Here is a 16,497-nt window from a genome sequence, read left to right on the forward strand (position 1 = left end):
CGCCCCACCGACCGGCGGGTCCGGGCGGTGCCCGGCCGGCTGGCCCGCTCGGCGGAGCTGGGCGTCTGGACCGTGCCACTGCCGACCATCGACCCGCAGGTGGTCCGCCGCTCGGCCGCGGCCCGCCCGGAGTACGGCCCGGACTTCCGCTACCGGCACTTCGCCGCCGTGAAGCGGCTGCCCACAGTGCTGGCCGGCGCGGCAGGGCTCGGCGCGCTGATCGGGCTGGTGAAGCTGCCGCCCAGCCGGCGCTGGCTGCTCGGCCGGCTCGCGTCCGGGCAGGGGCCCACCGCCCAGCAGCGAGCGTCGTCCTGGTTCCGGGTCCGGTTCGTCGGCACCGGCGGCGGGCAGCGGGTGGTCACCGAGGTCGCCGGCGGTGACCCCGGCTACGACGAGACGGCGAAGATGCTGGCCGAGTCGGCGCTGTGCCTGGCGCTCGACGACCTGCCGCCGACCGCCGGCCAGCTCACCCCGGTCGCCGCGATGGGTGACGCGCTGCTCGACCGGCTCGTCCGGGCCGACCTCATCTTCCGGGTGCTCAAGCAGTAGACGCGGGAGCCGTCGGCTTGACCCTCAACCGGGTCGAGGGGGCAGGATGCCCAGCGTGAGCGACCTGCACAGCATCGGCGAGCTGGCCCGGGCCAGCGGCCTGACCGTCAGCGCACTGCGCTTCTACGACTCGGCGGGGGTGCTGGAGCCGACCCTGGTCGACCCGGTGACCGGCTACCGCTGGTACACGGAGGGGCAGATCGCCCCGGCCCGGCTGGTGGCCGGGCTGCGCCGGATCGGCATGCCGGTGCCGGAGATCGCCGCCGCGGTACGCGCCGAGCCGGCCGTGGTGCACCAACTGCTCGACGCACACCTGCGCCGGCTGGCCGACGGGCTCAGCGACGCCCGCCGCGAGGCCGACCGGCTCCGGGCCCTGGTCGACCCCGCCCCGTCGACCGCCACCACGCTCCTGGTCTCCCCCGCCGCCCTGGCCGCCGCGCTCGACGCGGTGCGCTTCGCCGTCGGCGTCGACCCGGAGCTGCCGATGCTCGCCGGCGTGCTGTTCGACGTGGAGTCCGACGGCGTCCGGCTCGTCGCCACCGACCGGTACCGGCTCGCGCTGGCTCGGGCCGCGGCCGACGTCGACGGACCGCCGGTGCGGGTGTTCGTGCCGGTGGCTCTCGTCGACCAGCTCCGGCCACTGCTCGACACCGCCGACGCCTGGCCGGTACGGCTGACCGTGGCGGGCGCGGACCTGCGGGTGCGGGTGGCCGACCGGACGCTGACCGGCGCCGCCCTGCCGTACGACTTCCCGGACTACCACCGGCTGCTGCGCAAGTCCGTCGGTGAGCGGCCGACCGCGCGCCGGATCCCGGTGGACGTGGCCGCGCTGCGCGCCGCGCTGGCCGACCCGGCGGCCCCCACTGTCGCCCTCGACCACGACGGCACGACCCGGGCGGTCACAGTGCTCGGCGTCGACGACCGGGGCGGGCTGCGGCTGCTTCCCGCCGCCGACCTGGGCAGCGACGCGCTGCGGGTCGGGGTGGACGGTGGTTACCTGCTGGACGCGCTGAACGCGGCCGGCGCGCCGCAACTGGTGTTGGAGCTGGACGGGCCGATCGCCCCGCTGGCCGTACGCCGACCGGACGACGCGGACACCTACTCGGTGCTCATGCCGATCCGGCTCTGAGTCGGCGGCCAGCACTCCCCGTCCGGGGAGGAAAAGCCCGCGACGGTAGCATCTGGTGGTTCACCTGTGAACCCCGGACGGAGGCGTACGGAGCAGCATGCTCGACATGGAGTTGATCCGGAAGGATCGCGAGGCGGTGGCGACCGCGCTGGCGAAGCGTCTGGATCCCGCCGAGGTCACCCGTGCCCTGGACGAGATCCAGCGGCTCGACCAGGAACGCCGCGCCCTGATCACGGAGATCGACGCTGAGCGGCAGCGCCGCAAGGCCGAGGCCCGGGCGTACGCGCAGGCGAAGCGGGCCGGCGAGGAGCCGCAGGCCGCCGCGCCGGAGGCGGAGCGTAAGCAGCTCGCCGAGCTGGAGTCCCAGCTCGACGAGGTGCAGGCCCGGCTACGCGACGCGATGAGTGAGCTGCCCAACCTGCCCAGCGACGACGTCGTGGCCGGCGGCAAGGAAGCCAACCGGGTGGTGAAGACCTTCGGCGAGCCACCGGTGATCGAGAAGGTCCGCGACCACGTGGAGCTGAGCCGCGCGTTGGGCCTGGTCGACTACGAGCGCGGGGTCAAGCTCGGTGGGTCCGGTTTCTGGATGTACACCGGGGTCGGCGCCCGGCTGGAGTGGGCGCTGCTCAACTACTTCGTCGACCAGCACATCAAGGCCGGCTACGAGTTCCTGCTCCCGCCGCACCTGCTGCTGGATTCGGCCGGCTTCGCCGCCGGGCAGTTCCCCAAGTTCTACGACGACGTCTACCACCTGGACTCGGCGTCCGCCCCGCGCGGCCAGTTCCTGCTGCCCACGTCGGAGACGGCGATCCTCGGCGCGTACCAGGACGAGATCCTGGAGACCCCGAAGCTGCCGCTGAAGGCGTTCGCGTACACCCCGTGCTACCGGCGGGAGTCGGCCGGCTCGCACTCGGACGAGCGCGGCACGGTGCGGGGGCACCAGTTCAACAAGGTGGAGATCTTCCAGTTCACCCTGCCGGAGCAGGCCGACGCGGCGCTGGAGGAGATGCTCGCCCACGCCGAGAGCCTGGTCGAGGGGCTGGGCCTGCACTACCAACGCACGCTGCTCTCGGCCGGTGACGCCAGCGCCTCGATGAAGAAGACCCTCGACATCGAGGTGTGGATGCCGAGCACCGGCAAGTACAAGGAGGTGTCGTCGGTCTCCTGGGCCGGCGACTACCAGGCTCGTCGGGCGGCCATCCGTTACCGCGAGCCGGGCGGCAAGCAGACGCGCTTCGTGCACACCCTCAACGGGTCGGCGCTGGCCACCAGCCGGCTCTTCCCGGCCATCCTGGAGCAGTACCAGCAGGCCGACGGCAGCGTCCTGGTCCCCAAGGTCCTCCAGGACCGCCTGGGCACCGACCGCCTGACCCCGCTGCGCTAGCTGGAGGACACGCTCCCCGCACCTGGTCGACGGCGGCGGGACTGATGCCTTCGCACCAGTCCCGCCGCCGTCCACTCGGCCACGAGTGTGACACCGTGGTCAATCCCGACGCTGAGCTGCTCCGGCTCCGGCGCGGACGTGCGGTGCCGGTTCAGGCACCGAACACCTCCGCGTGGGTCAGTCGGGCGTCACCGGGCTGCCAGTCGGCGACCGCGATCGCCACGTACCGCCCGGAGGACCTGGTCGAGATGGTGGTCTCGGGTCGCGGCTTCGGGACCGAGGCGACCGCTACGTAGCCGAGCCCGTCGGCAGAGGTGGCTACGGTGATCGGCCGCCGCCGACCGGGAGTCCAGGTCAGGCGGACCGATGCCAGATCCTGGAGCGATCCGAGGTCGATCACCAATCGGCCGGTCGGGCCGGGTTGCCAGGCGGTACCCGGGTCGCCGTCGACGGCGGCCGACGGGTCGGTCATGCCAGCCGGCAGCGGTGACGTCGGGTAGGTCGTCCGAGACCGGGCCAGGTCGCTGGTTGGCGTCACCGTCCCGCCCGCGAACGCGACGTCCCGGCTGCGTCCAGCGGGTACCGTCACCCGCCGTCGCGCACCGCCGGCCGCGGACTCCAGCTGCACCATCACGACGTGCTCGGCGGGTGCGGTGATTCGGAGGTGGTGCGAGTCGGTGACGTCGAACCGGGTACCGGCGGGAATCGACTTCGCCGGTCGTACCGCGGTCGCGGTGAACCGCGGCGGCTCGACGCGTGCGGTGGCGGCGGCAAGGTCGACCTGGTAGCTGGTGGTCCCGGATCCGGTGACCTGGCTTCCGTGGTACAGCCGCAGCGTGGCGTGCTGCGACACTGTGACGGCCGCCGTCGTGATGTCGTCGTCGGACAGGTTGAACAGGCTCAGGTATCCGTCCGCGTCACTCACCCGCAACGCCTCCGGACCGCCATCGGGCAGGGTTCGAGACGCCGCGGCGGCCAGGGCTGACCTGCTCGCGCCCGTGTACCCCTCGATGATCAGCCGAGTGCTGCCGGTGGCCGGTCCGCTGGACAGGGTGACGGTGGTGGCGGTCACGGTGATCGGATTCTGGCCGTTGTGGACTACCAGACCCGCTCGTCCGTCGACGTCCAGCCAGGAGCCGGCGATGGTCGGGCTGTCCGGCACGACCGCCGCGTCGCTCCAGTTGGCGCCGTCCAGAGAGGTCTGGATGACGTACCGGGTGCCGTACGCGGCCTCCCAGTCCAGGCGTACGCCGCTGATGTCGACGGACTCGCCCAGGTCGACAGCGAGCCAACTGTCCGCGCGGCCGCGTTCCTCCCGGGCGACCGCCCAGCGGGTGCCGGAGTTGCCGTCGGTCGCGTTCGGTGCGGGGTAGGCGGGGTCGGCGGACGAGGCCGTGGTGGGCCGGCCGGTGGCGAGGTCGATCCCGCTGGCGTCGAGCACGGCGAAGGCGAACAGCGAGTAGCCGTACTGGTTGACGGGGGATCGGCCGAGCATCCGCACGTACCTGGCTGGACGAGGCGCAAAGCTGATCTGGTCGGTTCCGCCGTCGCCGAGGCCCTGTTGTCCGGCCAGGGTGACGGACCCCTGTTCGCCGGTGAAGGTGCGGGTGCCGGTGAGCCCGGGTACACCGGGCATGTCCAGGTTGAACACTGTGAGCGCGCCCTCATCGGCACCGATGCCGGTGGTGGCGTACACGACCGTGCCGGTGGGCAGCGTGACGTATCCCGCGGTGCCGCCGGCGACGCGTAGAACGGTGGCGGTGGCGTCGAGACCGTCCCGGGCCATGGTGTACGCAGCGGAGGTGCGGCCGAGGACCGGCGCCGACTGCCTCGGCAGCAGCGAGGCGGCCCGGGTGTCGAACAACCAATTGTCGTGGACGGGGGCCCACAGGAACGAGACGTACCCGGTCTTGCTGACCGCCGCGGCGAAGGCGGTCGGGGTTTGCTGGGCGGTCAGCCCGGCCTGCTCCCCGAAGTCCCGGGTGCCCGCCGCCGCCGCGAAGAACGTGGTGCTGGCGACCGGCTCGACCACGCCGCCGTTGGCTGCCCGCCAGGAATGGAAGAGATAACTGATGGCGAGTTCGGCCCGGGCCTCGGGCTCGTACTTCGGCTCGCCGCTGAACTTGGTGAGCCGATACTCGGGCGGGTAGTTCAGGTAGGGCATGAGCCGGTCGGCGAGGTCCGCCTCGGCCCGGGCGGCGTGCCGGTCGCCCTGGACCTGCGCGAGGAAGGCGAGTGGCAGGACATCACGGCCGTACAGGTGGTAGCGGTCCGCGACCATCGGCATGAAGGGTTCGCCAGCATCGCTGGCCAGCAGCCGCATGGTCCGCCACAGTTGGGCGGCGCTGGGCTGCCGGGTGAGTGCCTCGGGGAGCGGTTGGCCGGCGGTCAGGAAGTGCGCAGCGGTACGACCCGCAGTGCGCCACAGTTCTTCCTGGTAGTGCGGGCCGAAGGAGCCGTGATTCTCGACGAGGAACGTGTCGTGGATGTTGTGCGCGGTGTTCCAGTCCGCGACCGCCCGCCCGTCGACGACGGCGGGGTTGGCACGGTCGGCTGCGGGTAGTCCGGTGGCGTTGAGCGTCCACGTCAGGAACCGCTCGCGCCACGCCGCGGCTGCGGGGTCGTCAGTCGCCCAGGCCAGGCCGGGCGCGATCGCCTGGGCGTAAACCCCCATCTCCTCGAGCTTGGTGTCACCGATCCAGCCACCGGTGAGGCCGTTCGGCGTCCAACTGCCACTCAGCGGGTCGTTACCGGTGCCAAGGGAATGGGCGTACGCGGCCTGCCCGCGGGCGATGCGGTCAACGTTGTTGCGGGTCACCTCGTCCAGTTCGGACCACAGCAGTCGGGCGGCCAGGACGAAGTACAGCTCGAAGGTGCTGTCCCAGAAGAGCTGTCGGCCCCACTCGGTGCCGCCGGCGAGCCGGTTGGTGGCCGCAAATCGGCGGATGGTGGCGACGGTACGGGCCTGGAGCGTGTCCCGGTCGACGCCTGCGGCCGCCGGGTCGTACCCGGGCGATATGAGCAGGACCGCGTTACCGAGGACGACCGCGAACCTGAAGTCCGCGAGGCGGTATGCGTTGATCGCCGGATCCCATTGCTCCTCGGCCCATCGGGTGTGGGCGAGCAGCAGCGCGTGGTAGGTGTTGGCAACCGGGCCGGTGGCCGCGGCGTATGACGTGGTGGCGGCTGGCGCGGCTTGGGCGGTGGCGGTGGGTCGGGCGACGGCGAGTCCAGCGCCGACGGCGCTGCCCAGGATGAGGAGCCGCCGCCTGCTCAACTCGAATTCGGATATACGCATGGTGGTCCTTCGGTGTGACAACGTTGTCAGACAGACTCTGACGATCGTTTCCGGATGTCAAGACCAACATCCTTGCCTCAGGGCTTCGGCCGGCGGGGGTTCCGGTACCGCAAGAAGCCCCGGACTTTCCGGCCGTTGATCATGAAGTTATTGCCCGTCGCCTCGGCGTGTCGTGGCAACAACTTCATGATCAACGAGGCTGGGTGGGGTGCGGAGGCGGTGGGTGCGGGCCCGGGTCAGGGCTGCCAGGATCAGCAGGGCCGCCAGGGCGGCTACGAGCAGTGCCGGGCCGATGGCGTCCAGGGTGTTGGACAGGGTTTGTTGTAGGTGGGACGCCGCTTGGATTACCGGGTCGTGCAGGGCGTCGCGGCGGCCGGCGGCCAGCCGTAGCTCGTACCAGCCGTACCAGGCGACGTAGCCGCCGGCGACCAGCAGCATCAGGCCGCTGAGGCGGGGCACCAGCGCGCCCGCGACGCGCAGCCGGGCCACCAGGCCGTCGCGCAGCAGCGCCACCCCGAGCGCGGCGACAGCGACCACCAGACCCATCCCGAGGGCGTACGCACCGAACAGCGCCAACCCCTGACCGGTCGAGCCGGCCTGGAGGCTGGTCACCACGATGGCCAGGAACGGCGCGATGGCGCAGCCGAGCGACGCCAGCGCGTACGCCGCGCCGAACAGCGCCATCGACGGCCAGGACCGGGTCAGCCGGGGTGCCCGGGCGGACCAGCCGGGGGCGGGCAGCCGCCGACCGGCGAGCAACCAGCAGCCGGCCACCACCAGCAGCACGCCGAGCGCCACGGTGAGCCACGGCAGCCGGGGCCGCAACCAGCCGGCCAGCGGCGCGAGCGCCAGGCCGAACGCGCCGAACACCAGCACGTACCCCACTGTCAGCCCGGCCGCCGCGGTGAGCGCGCGGCCGACCGCGCCGCGGGTGTCCGACCCGGCGACCAACAGCGAGAGGTACGCGGGCAGCAACGCGAAGCCGCACGGGTTGACAGCGCCGAGCATGCCGGCGGTCAGCGCGAGCAGCAGGGCGGCGGTCACGCCCCGGCCAGTGCGGCGACCTTGGCGGTGAGCGCCTCACCGTCGAGGAAGCCGTGATGGACGACAGTGCCGTTCCGGTCAATGATCACGAAGATGCTCTGCTCGGTCACCTTGAATCGCTTCCAGAGCGCGCCCTTGGTGTCCTCGATCTGTGGCGTCGCGCCGAGGTCGAACTCGGTGACGAACTCCTTCATGGCCTTCCGCTCGCCCAGCCCGGCGACGCCGACGATCGGCACGGTGTCCCGGTACCTGGGTTCGATCTCGGCCACCGTCCAGGCCTGGCTGGCGCAGGTGGCGCACCACGGCGCCCAGAACCACAGCACCACCGGTTTGCCGGCGAGCTGTGCCGCGTCGAACGCGGCCCCACCGAGGGTGGCCCCGGTGAAGCGCAGCACGTCCGGGACCTGGGCCGGGGCGGGTGGCCCGCCGGTCGGGGTGGGCGGGGCGTCGGCCGGCGTGGGCGGGGCGCCGGTCGAGGCCGGTGCGGATCCGGCGGCGGCGGGCCCACCCGGTGCGGTGCCAGTACAGGCGGCAACGCCGAACAGGGCCACCACGAGCGCCCCGGCGGTGGCGGCACGGCGAAGCTGCCCGACCCCTGTCCACGCCCTGCTGATCCGCATCCGCTTCTCCGTTCCGGTCCGGAAGGGACCCATGCTGGGCCTGACGCTTCGCTATTCGGCCTTGGCCAGTCGGAGAGCCAGCTCCGGGCAGACCTTGACCGCCTTCAACGCGCCCTCGCGCAGCCAGGTCGGCACGGGAGTGGCCGGGAAGGCGGGATATCCGTTCGCGTCGAGCCGGATGAAGTCCGGTACGACGTGCGCGCAGAGGCCGTGCCCGTCGCAGCGGGACCAGTCCAGGGTGAGCTTCTGCGGATTCGCGTCGGGTGCGCCGGGCAGCCCCATCACGCCCTTGACCCGTCGGCCACAGCCGTCGCCGGTGCTGTGCAGCCGCAGGTCCTCGGCGAAGACCTCGATCGCGGAGAGCGCGAACCGGGCGGTGCCGTCCGGGTGGCTGCACGCGCCCCGGCCCTTCACCTCGCCCGCGGCGGCGCGCACCACGTCCGCCGGTTGGCTGCCGGCGACGGCCAGGTCCACCGCGCGGGCCAGGTCCGGCAGGCCCATCTTGCACGGCCCGCACTGGCCGGCGGACTCGCCGGCCAGGTAGCGCACCACCTGGGCGGCCTCACCGAGCGGGCAGGTGTCGACACCGAGCGGGACGATGATGCCCGCGCCGAGGGTGCCGCCGACGGCGGCCAGGCCCTTGCGGGAGACCTCGGCCTTCTCCGCCGCCTCCGGGGTGATCCACTTGCCGTGGTAGCCGCCCATCAGGATGCCCTGGACGTCCGGCACCTCGCACAGGTCGAGGACGTCGCGCAGCGGCATGCCGGCTGTGCACTCCACCACCGCCGGTCGGCCCGCCGCGCCGGTCACTGTGAGCAGCACGGTGCCCGGCTCGTCGTCGGTGCCGAGCGCCGCGTACTCGTACGGGCCCAGTCGGGCGCCTATGGCGAGCTGGGCGTACGTCTCGGCGTTCGACAGCAGGGTGGGCAGGCCGCTGACCCCGGAGTCGCTGGAGCGCTTCTTGGTGCCCGGCGGGATGTGCGGCAGCCCGTTGATCCCGTTGACCAGTGCGCCGCCCTCGCCGGAGATGAACCGGTGCGGCACTGTGACGATGGTCGTCTGCACCGGCATCCGGCGCTCGTCGAGGGCCTCCATCAGCGAGTCCCGGCCAACCCCGTCGTCCGCCACGCCGATCACGATCTCGTCGGCGTCCAGCGCGTACGCGGCCAGCGCCGCCCCGTCCAGGATCAGGTGCGGGGCGCGGGTCAGCAGCACCTTGTCCTTCCAGCTGGCCGGCTCCCCCTCGGTGGCGTTGACCACCACCACTGCGGCGAGGTCCTGCCGCTCGCAGGACTCCAGCACCGCGCGCAGTTTCCGGGCGAACGGGAAACCCGCTCCGCCCTTGCCCTTGAGCTGCATCCCCTCGGCGAGCTGGAGCAGCTGCGCCGGCTCCATCGGGCCGATCGGTCCGTGCACCTCCTCGTGCGCGAGCAGGTCGAGCCGGCCGTACTCGGCGAAGCCGGCGGTGAGCCGCGGTTCGCCCACACAGGCGACCGGCGGCACGGCGGTGCGCATCACTTCGCCTCACCCCGCAGCCCGGCCCAGTACGCCCCGTCCACCGCGTCGGCGCTGGCCTTGCGGCGCTTGGACTTGCCCTCGCCGGCTGCCCGTCGAGCACGGCGGGACGCCAGGTCGACAAGGGTCGGGGTGTCGTCGACGGGCGGCGCCACCTCGTCCGGCACGTACCGGGCCGGCGGGCGCCAGTAGTCCGGCTCCTCGGGCAGGTCGTCCTCGGCGCTGTGCCGGCCGCTGCCGCTGCGCGGCGCCGACGAGATCGGGCTGCTGGAGATCGGGCCGGCCGAGATCGGCTCGACGGAGATCGGGCCGGCGGAAATGGGCTCGTCGGCCTGCCACCGGCGTGGACTGTCCCACGGCTCCTCGGCGTCGTCGAAGGTCGACCGCGGCGGCGCCGAGTAGCGGCTGCCGTCGTCCTCGCTGCGGGACCGGCGACGGGACCGCTCAGAGGTCTGCTCGTCGGCGCGTCGCCGGCCGTTCGGCACTGCCTCGTCGCGGGTGCGGGAGCCGCGCCGCCGGGTCACCGGCTGCTCCAGCTCCTCCTCGTCGCGTCGGAAGGTGCCGGTGTCCTCCACGCTGCGGCGGGCCGATCGGCTCGTAGTGGTCTCCTCGGCCCGCCGGCTGCGCGTGGACCGTTCGGTGTCGCGGCGGGCCGCTGGCTCCTCCTCCCGCCGACGCCGGCTGGGCCGGGTCGGCTCGACGAGGGAACCGGGCTCGGGCACCACCGGGACGGTGAACCGTTCCGGGTCACGTCGCGCGGCCGGCGCGGCCCAGGTGGCGGTGGTGGTCTCCGCCCAGGCGGGACGCTTGTCGGCGGCCTTGCTGCGCCGACCCAACCCGGCCAGCAGCGATCGGGCGGTCTTCGCCTCCTCGGCCCGGCCGGCCATCACCGCGTTGCGCACCGCGGCCTGGTGCTGCTCGCGGCTGCGCCGACCGATGGTGACCGAGAACCGGACCAGCAAGGCAAGCACCACCAGCAAAATGCAGCCGAGGTAGCTGAACATCACCCACGGCGCTGCGGCCCGACCGGCGTTGAGGCCGTGAAAGACAGCGAACGGCCAGGCCAGGTACGCGGTGGAGTGCAGCGTGCGCCACAGCCACTTCGGACCGACGCCGGCGAAGCGGGCCCTGATGATGCCGGTCCAGATCACGCTGACCATCAGCAGCGCGGCCACCGTGCCGAGCCCGACGTAGAGCCCCCGGCCGCCGACGAACGGCACCAGCGCGTCGGTCGCCGCCGCCCGCCCGGTGGCGACCTTGGTGAGGACGTGGAAGCCGAGCCCGGCCACGCCCAGCACGCCGGTGGCCCGGTGCGCCGACTGCATCAGCACCCGGTGCGAAATGCGCAGCACCAGCCGGTCGGTGGCGAGCAGGCCGAGCATCACGGTGAGGCTCAACGCCACCAGGGAGACCACCCCGGCGAAGAACTCGGTGAAGAAGAAGCCGTACGCGTACGCCGTCTGACCGGCTCCGGTCAACATGATCGCCGCCCAGAGCGCGGCGAGCACCGACGCGATCAGCAGGGCGCTCGCCGACCGCGACGGGGTTCGCACCCCCCGACTGCTGGCGCTGGTCCGGACCGTCGCCGTCTTCTTGTCCTGCTGTGCCCGGGCCATCTGCTCCTCGATCGTCTCGCGGCGGCGTACCACCGGCCGACCCCTGCTCCCCCATCCAGTACGGACCGGCGGGGCGCGCGGATCACCCGCCGACAGAAATTTCTGGGCCGGAATCGAACCGAGGGGCGCGGCCGTGCGTTGTACCCGCCCCCACCCACCGATCTGGACAGTGACGAATGTCCATGCATTGACAGTCGCCGCAACACGCTTGTAACCTTTCAGCAAATTTCAGCCAGGCTTGCAAGATTCCGGCAGCCCGGCACTCCCCCACGGCACCACCACCCCCGCTCCCGTCAGGAGTCCCCATGCACCGACGTCGACGCGGCTCGGCGCTCCTCGCCCTCGGCCTGATCGCCAGCCTGCTCGTCCCCACCGCCGTGACGGCACCCCCGGCCGTCGCCGCCCCGTCCGGCGGCAAGAAGGTCATCGTCCAGCTCTTCGAGTGGAACTGGCCCTCGGTGGCCAGCGAGTGCCAGAGCACCCTCGGCCCGAAGGGCTACGGCTACGTGCAGGTCTCGCCCCCGCAGGAGCACGTGCGGGGCAACCAGTGGTGGCTGGCGTACCAGCCGGTCAGCTATCGGATCGAGTCCCGCAAGGGCACCCGGGCCCAGTTCCAGTCGATGGTGAACACCTGCCACGCGGCCGGGGTCAAGGTGATCGTCGACGCGGTGATCAACCACATGTCCGGTCAGGACAACGGCGGCACCGGCTGGGCCGGCTCGTCCTACTCGCACTACGACTACCCGGGCATCTACCAGACCCAGGACTTCCACCACTGCGGGCGCAACGGCGGCGACGACATCGCCAACTACAACGACCGGTACGAGGTGCAGAACTGCGAGCTGGTCAACCTCTCCGACCTGAGGACCGAGTCGGACTACGTCCGCACGAAGATCGCCTCGTACCTCAACGACCTGCTCTCGCTTGGCGTCGACGGCTTCCGGTTGGACGCCAGCAAGCACATGCCGGCCGCCGACATCGCCGCCATCAGGGGCAAGTTGTCCCGCTCCGCGTACATCGTGCAGGAGGTCATCCACGGCGCCGGCGAGCCGGTCCAGCCGACCGAGTACACCGGCAACGGTGACGTGCACGAGTTCCGCTACGGCAAGGACCTGGCCCGGGTGTTCCGCTCCGAGCGGTTGGCGTACCTGCGCAACTTCGGCGAGGGCTGGGGACACCTGCCCACCGGCCCGGCCTCGGTGTTCGTGGACAACCACGACACCCAGCGCGACTCCGGTGGGGTGCTGACCTACCGCGACCGGGGCATCTACGCGCTGGCGAACGCCTTCATGCTGGCCTGGCCGTACGGCTCCCCGACCGTCATGTCCAGCTACACCTTCAGCAACCGGGACGCCGGCCCGCCGTCGGACGGCGCCAACAAGACACTCAACGCCACCTGCTACTCCGGCTGGGAGTGCGAACACCGCTGGCCGGTGATCGCCAACATGGTCGGCTTCCGCAACGCCACAGAGGGCGCCGGCGTGGCCAACTGGTACGACAACGGCAACAACCACATCGCGTTCAGCCGCAGCGGCAAGGGCTTCATCACCGTCAACGACGAGGACGCCGCGGTGAACGGCCGCTCCTACTACACGGGGCTGCCCGCCGGTCAATACTGCGACGTCATCCACGGCACCTATGCGGGCGGCACGTGCAGCGGACCGGTGATCACGGTGGACGGTAGCGGCTGGTTCGCGGCGAACGTGCCGGCGCACGACGCCGTGGCCATCCACATCGGCGCACGAATCTGATTCGACCGGGGCCTCCGGACGGCGGGTCTCGCCGAACCGGGGGCCCCGAGGCATCCGCCACCATAGAGTGGTTTCGTGCCGTTTGACCGAAAGACTCCGTACCGTCGTCGCGGCGTCTGGGTGGCCGCCGCGATCGGCGTACCCGCGCTGCTGGTGACCGCGCTGCTGGTCGGCCAGGCCCTCACCCCGAGCTCGACGGCCCCCGACGACCGCAACGTGGTGGTAGCCGACCCCACTCCGAGCAGTGTGGAGCAGAGCCCGGAGGAGTCGATCCCCCCGGCCGCGCCCGCCCCGCACGGGTTGCCGGTGGTCGACTACGACCCCGCACCCGGAGGGTTCCCCGCCGACCCGAACACCATGGACGTCACACCGCTCACCGACGGCGTGCACCCGACCAGACGGATCGCCGCGTACGACGCGCCCGGCGGTCGGCCGCGCGCCTTCCTCGAACCGACAATCAGCGGTGTCGAGCTGACCATGCCGATCGCCCAGCGGCGTGCCGGCTGGACGGCCGTCCTGCTGCCCTCGGCCAACCGACGGCTCGCCTGGCTGCCGCCCGGCGGGTTCGAGACGGTGCCGCTGCGCGACCAGATCGTGGTGGAACGCAAGGTCCACCGACTCACCTGGTACCGGGCAGGCAAGGCGGTGCGCTCCTGGAAGGTCAGCCTCGGCCAGTCGGGCCAGGAGACCCCACTGGGGCGGACCTTCATCCTGGGCCGCACCCCACCGCCGGAGGAGGTCTACGGCGGGGTGGACATCTACGCCCTCGGTTCGGTGCCCGACGACCCGGAGTCGGTGCCGTCCGGGCTGCGCGGCGCGCACATCGGGGTGCACACCTGGTACCACGACGGCGAGCTGGGCGAGAACACCACGAACGGCTGCATCCGGCTGACCCGCAGCGGTCAGCGGGAACTGCTCGCCGAGGTTCGTCCCGGCAGTAGCGTCGTCGTGGTCGACCAACTGGCCGCCCCACCGCCGACCGCCTGAGCACCGGCCGGCACTGTCAGTCGCCGAGCAGCCAGCCGTTCTGCTCGGCGACCCGGATGGCGTCGGCCCGGTTACGGGCACCGGTCTTGCCGATCGCCGCGGACAGGTGGTTGCGTACCGTCCCCTCGGAGAGGTGCAACGCCCTGGCCAGGTCGGCGGCGCTGCCACCGCCCCGGGCGGTCCGCAGCACCTCGGTCTCCCGCTCGGTCAGCGGGCTGACCCCTGCGGCCAGCGTCTCCGCGGCCAGCGTCGGGTCGACCACCCGCAGGCCGGCGTGCACCCGGCGGACCGCGTCGGCGAGCTGCCGGGCCGGGGTGTCCTTGACCACGAAACCGCTCGCACCGGCCTCCATCGCCCGGCGCAGGTAGCCGGGTCGGCCGAAGGTGGTCACCACCAGCACCCGGCAGGTCGGCAGCGCGGCCCGCAACGCCGCGGTGGCGGCGATCCCGTCCAGGCCGGGCATCTCCACGTCCAGCAGGGCGACGTCCGGAAAGCTGCGTCGGGCCTCGGGCACCACCTCGTCGCCCCGGCCGACCTCGGCGACCACTGTCAGGTCCTCCTCCAGCGAGAGCAGGGCGGCCAGTGCGCCCCGGACCAGCGCCTGGTCGTCGGCGAGCAGCAGCCGGATCGGCGTGGAACCGCCGCTCACCGGGACTCCCCCGGCGTGTGCACCCGCAGCAGAAAGCCGTCGCCCGCCGGCCGCCGGCCGACGGTCACCACCGCGTCCAGCCGCCGCGCCCGCTCCCGCAGGCCGACCAGCCCGTGCCCGCTCGGGTCGGGTGTGGACGGGCCACGACCGTCGTCACTGATCTCGACGCGATCCGGGTACACCCGGATCACGCAGCACCGCGCCCCGCTGTGCCGGACCACGTTGGTCACCCCTTCCCGTACCGCCCAGCCGAACAATCGGTCCCACTCCTCCGGCAGCTCCGGCACCTCGGCCGACACGTCCGCCGCGATACCCGCCGCGGCCAGCGCGGAGCGGGCGCCGGCCAGCTCGGCGACCAGGTTGACCTCGCGGTACGCCCCGACCGTCTGTCGTACGTCGGCCAGCGCGGCCCGGGCCAGCGCCTCCACCTCGGCGATCTCGGTGGCGGCCCGCTCCCGGTCGACCTCGATCAGACGCCCGGCCAACTCGGCCTTGATCGCCACCACGGTCAGCGAGTGCCCGAGGATGTCATGCAGGTCGCGGGCAGCGCGGGACCGTTCCTCGGCGACCGCGAGCCGACCGATCTCCTGTTGGGCGGCGCGGAGTTCGCTGTTGCGCTGGGCCAACTGGGACACCCCGAACATGGCGAACGAGGCGAGCAGCACCGCGAAGACGATGCCGCTCTCCGCCTCCCACCCCGGCACCAGCCAGGATGCCAGCACGGGAGTAACCGCGCAGAGCACCACGGCGGCCAGTGCCTCCCACAGCGGCAGCAGGAACACCGCCGCCGCGGCCACGTAGACCAGGGTGGCCAGCCAGTCCCCTTCGGTGCCCGGAAGGCTGGCCAGGCCCACCGCGAGCAGCAGCGCCAGCCCGGCCCGCGCCCGGCCCACCGGGATCGGCAGCATGGACTGGCGCAGCTTGCGGGCCCACTGGAACAGCAGCACGTAACCGATACCGAAGACGACCAGGGTCACCACACCGAGGACCCGCCGCCACGGCTCCGGCTGGTGCAGCGCGGTGGCGAGCGGCACGTTGAGGAAGAACAGCCAGACGGCGGCCAGCAGCCAGCCGGTGACCCGCCAGTGGCGGCTCACCGCCTGGGGCTGCCCGGTCGAGAGGTCCATCGCGTTCACGCTAGCGGTCGCGGCCGGTCAGACCCGCGCGGTGTCCCGGCGGAACAGCCGGGCCGCGCCGACGCCGAAGAGCAGCGCCCAGACGACGAGGTTCGCCACCGCCGCCAGGCTCACCCCGTCGCCGGTCAGTGGGGCGCGGGCCAGCACGCCCATGCCGTACACCGGGGTGAACTTCGCGACCTGCTGGAGCACGTCCGGCAGCACCTCCACCGGGACGAACAGCCCGCCGAACATGGCCAGCACCGCCAGGACAGGGCCGATGATCTGCATGACGTTCTCGGCCGGCGCCAGGTAACCGATGAAGAGACCGAACGCGGCGAAGACCAGCGAGCCGACCCAGGCGGCGAGCCCGGACAGCAGCCAGACGTACGCCGGGACGCGGACGCCGGCCACGGCACCCACCAGGAACTCGATGACGACCGCGAGCAGGCCGAGGCTCATCGCGGTGATCAGCTTGGTCGCCACGTACGCCGCCGGGCGCAGCGGGGTGAGCCGCAGTTGCCGGCTCCAGCCCAACGCCCGCTCGGTGGCCACCGCGCCACCGACGCTGGTGGTCGCCACCATGGCCGCGTAGACGGCCAGGCTGATCATGATGTACGCCGTCACCGGCCGACCGTTGTCCAGTGACTGCCCGCCCTGCGGCAGCCCGAAGATGAGGAAGAAGACGCCCGGCATGATCAGCGTGAAGGCGAGGGTGCGACGGTTGCGCAGCACCCGGCGCAGCTCGATGCCCAGGGCGCCGGGAGCGAACCCGCCCAGCGCGGGCAGCCGACGGTCCGGCTCGGTGACAGCGGCGCGGGTGGGGGTGGAGGTGGTCAT

13 protein-coding genes are annotated in these 16,497 nt (G+C 72.4%); 5 read left to right on the forward strand and 8 right to left on the reverse strand.

Going from position 1 to position 16,497, the window contains the following annotated elements; genetic code table 11:
* The 3 genes from GUI43_RS16395 to serS form a co-directional block, all read left to right on the forward strand.
* A partial coding sequence (locus GUI43_RS16395) for a saccharopine dehydrogenase family protein (RefSeq protein ID WP_502322462.1) occupies positions 1 to 549 on the forward strand: 549 nt, incomplete at its 5' end.
* Positions 550 to 595: 46 nt separating this feature from the next.
* Positions 596 to 1,678, forward strand: a complete 1,083-nt coding sequence (locus tag GUI43_RS16400) for a DNA polymerase III subunit beta family protein (RefSeq protein WP_112582562.1) — start codon at positions 596 to 598, stop codon at positions 1,676 to 1,678.
* A 97-nt stretch (positions 1,679 to 1,775) separates the two neighbouring features.
* On the forward strand, positions 1,776 to 3,062 hold the full coding sequence (gene serS / locus GUI43_RS16405; protein WP_091409200.1) for a serine--tRNA ligase: 1,287 nt from the start codon (positions 1,776 to 1,778) through the stop codon (positions 3,060 to 3,062).
* Between the two features lie 151 nt (positions 3,063 to 3,213).
* Here serS and GUI43_RS16410 read toward each other — a convergent pair whose 3' ends face one another.
* The 5 genes from GUI43_RS16410 to GUI43_RS16430 form a co-directional block, all read right to left on the reverse strand.
* The gene (locus GUI43_RS16410; RefSeq protein ID WP_112699175.1) at positions 3,214 to 6,360 is read right to left on the reverse strand and encodes a discoidin domain-containing protein; all 3,147 of its coding nucleotides are present in this window, start codon (positions 6,358 to 6,360) and stop codon (positions 3,214 to 3,216) included.
* Positions 6,361 to 6,507: 147 nt separating this feature from the next.
* The gene (locus tag GUI43_RS16415) at positions 6,508 to 7,404 is read right to left on the reverse strand and encodes a cytochrome c biogenesis CcdA family protein (protein ID WP_225855378.1); all 897 of its coding nucleotides are present in this window, start codon (positions 7,402 to 7,404) and stop codon (positions 6,508 to 6,510) included.
* Positions 7,401 to 8,024 (reverse strand): TlpA family protein disulfide reductase, encoded by a 624-nt coding sequence (locus GUI43_RS16420; protein WP_112699227.1) that lies wholly within the window; start codon positions 8,022 to 8,024, stop codon positions 7,401 to 7,403. The genes GUI43_RS16415 and GUI43_RS16420 overlap by 4 nt, the downstream gene beginning before the upstream one ends.
* Before the next feature lie 51 nt (positions 8,025 to 8,075).
* Positions 8,076 to 9,539, reverse strand: coding sequence for an NADH-quinone oxidoreductase subunit NuoF family protein (locus GUI43_RS16425; RefSeq protein ID WP_181518437.1), 1,464 nt, complete (start codon positions 9,537 to 9,539; stop codon positions 8,076 to 8,078).
* Positions 9,539 to 11,188 carry a ferric reductase-like transmembrane domain-containing protein gene (locus GUI43_RS16430; RefSeq protein WP_225855442.1) on the reverse strand — a complete coding sequence of 550 codons (1,650 nt, stop codon included), beginning with the start codon at positions 11,186 to 11,188 and terminating at the stop codon, positions 9,539 to 9,541. Before GUI43_RS16430 ends, GUI43_RS16425 begins: the two co-directional genes overlap by 1 nt.
* A 272-nt stretch (positions 11,189 to 11,460) precedes the next feature.
* Between GUI43_RS16430 and GUI43_RS16435 the strand changes: the two genes are divergently transcribed.
* Together GUI43_RS16435 and GUI43_RS16440 are read left to right on the forward strand one after the other, a co-directional pair.
* A complete protein-coding gene (locus tag GUI43_RS16435; protein ID WP_112699176.1) occupies positions 11,461 to 12,906 on the forward strand; it encodes an alpha-amylase in 1,446 nt (481 codons plus the stop codon).
* Positions 12,907 to 12,981: 75 nt separating this feature from the next.
* Positions 12,982 to 13,893 carry a L,D-transpeptidase gene (locus GUI43_RS16440; RefSeq protein WP_112699177.1) on the forward strand — a complete coding sequence of 304 codons (912 nt, stop codon included), beginning with the start codon at positions 12,982 to 12,984 and terminating at the stop codon, positions 13,891 to 13,893.
* A 16-nt stretch (positions 13,894 to 13,909) separates the two neighbouring features.
* On the opposite strand, the gene GUI43_RS16445 is transcribed toward GUI43_RS16440, so the two are convergent.
* Genes GUI43_RS16445 through GUI43_RS16455 form a run of 3 tightly spaced genes read right to left on the reverse strand, consistent with a single transcriptional unit; the run spans position 13,910 to position 16,497 of the window.
* Positions 13,910 to 14,542: a response regulator transcription factor gene (locus tag GUI43_RS16445; RefSeq protein ID WP_181518438.1), complete on the reverse strand. Its 633-nt coding sequence runs from the start codon at positions 14,540 to 14,542 to the stop codon at positions 13,910 to 13,912.
* Positions 14,539 to 15,669: a sensor histidine kinase gene (locus GUI43_RS34935; protein ID WP_146762981.1), complete on the reverse strand. Its 1,131-nt coding sequence runs from the start codon at positions 15,667 to 15,669 to the stop codon at positions 14,539 to 14,541. Before GUI43_RS34935 ends, GUI43_RS16445 begins: the two co-directional genes overlap by 4 nt.
* A gap of 27 nt (positions 15,670 to 15,696) precedes the next feature.
* Positions 15,697 to 16,497 (reverse strand): ABC transporter permease, encoded by an 801-nt coding sequence (locus GUI43_RS16455; RefSeq protein WP_091409179.1) that lies wholly within the window; start codon positions 16,495 to 16,497, stop codon positions 15,697 to 15,699.

Source organism: Micromonospora noduli, from assembly GCF_003264365.1.
Classification (GTDB): domain Bacteria; phylum Actinomycetota; class Actinomycetes; order Mycobacteriales; family Micromonosporaceae; genus Micromonospora; species Micromonospora noduli.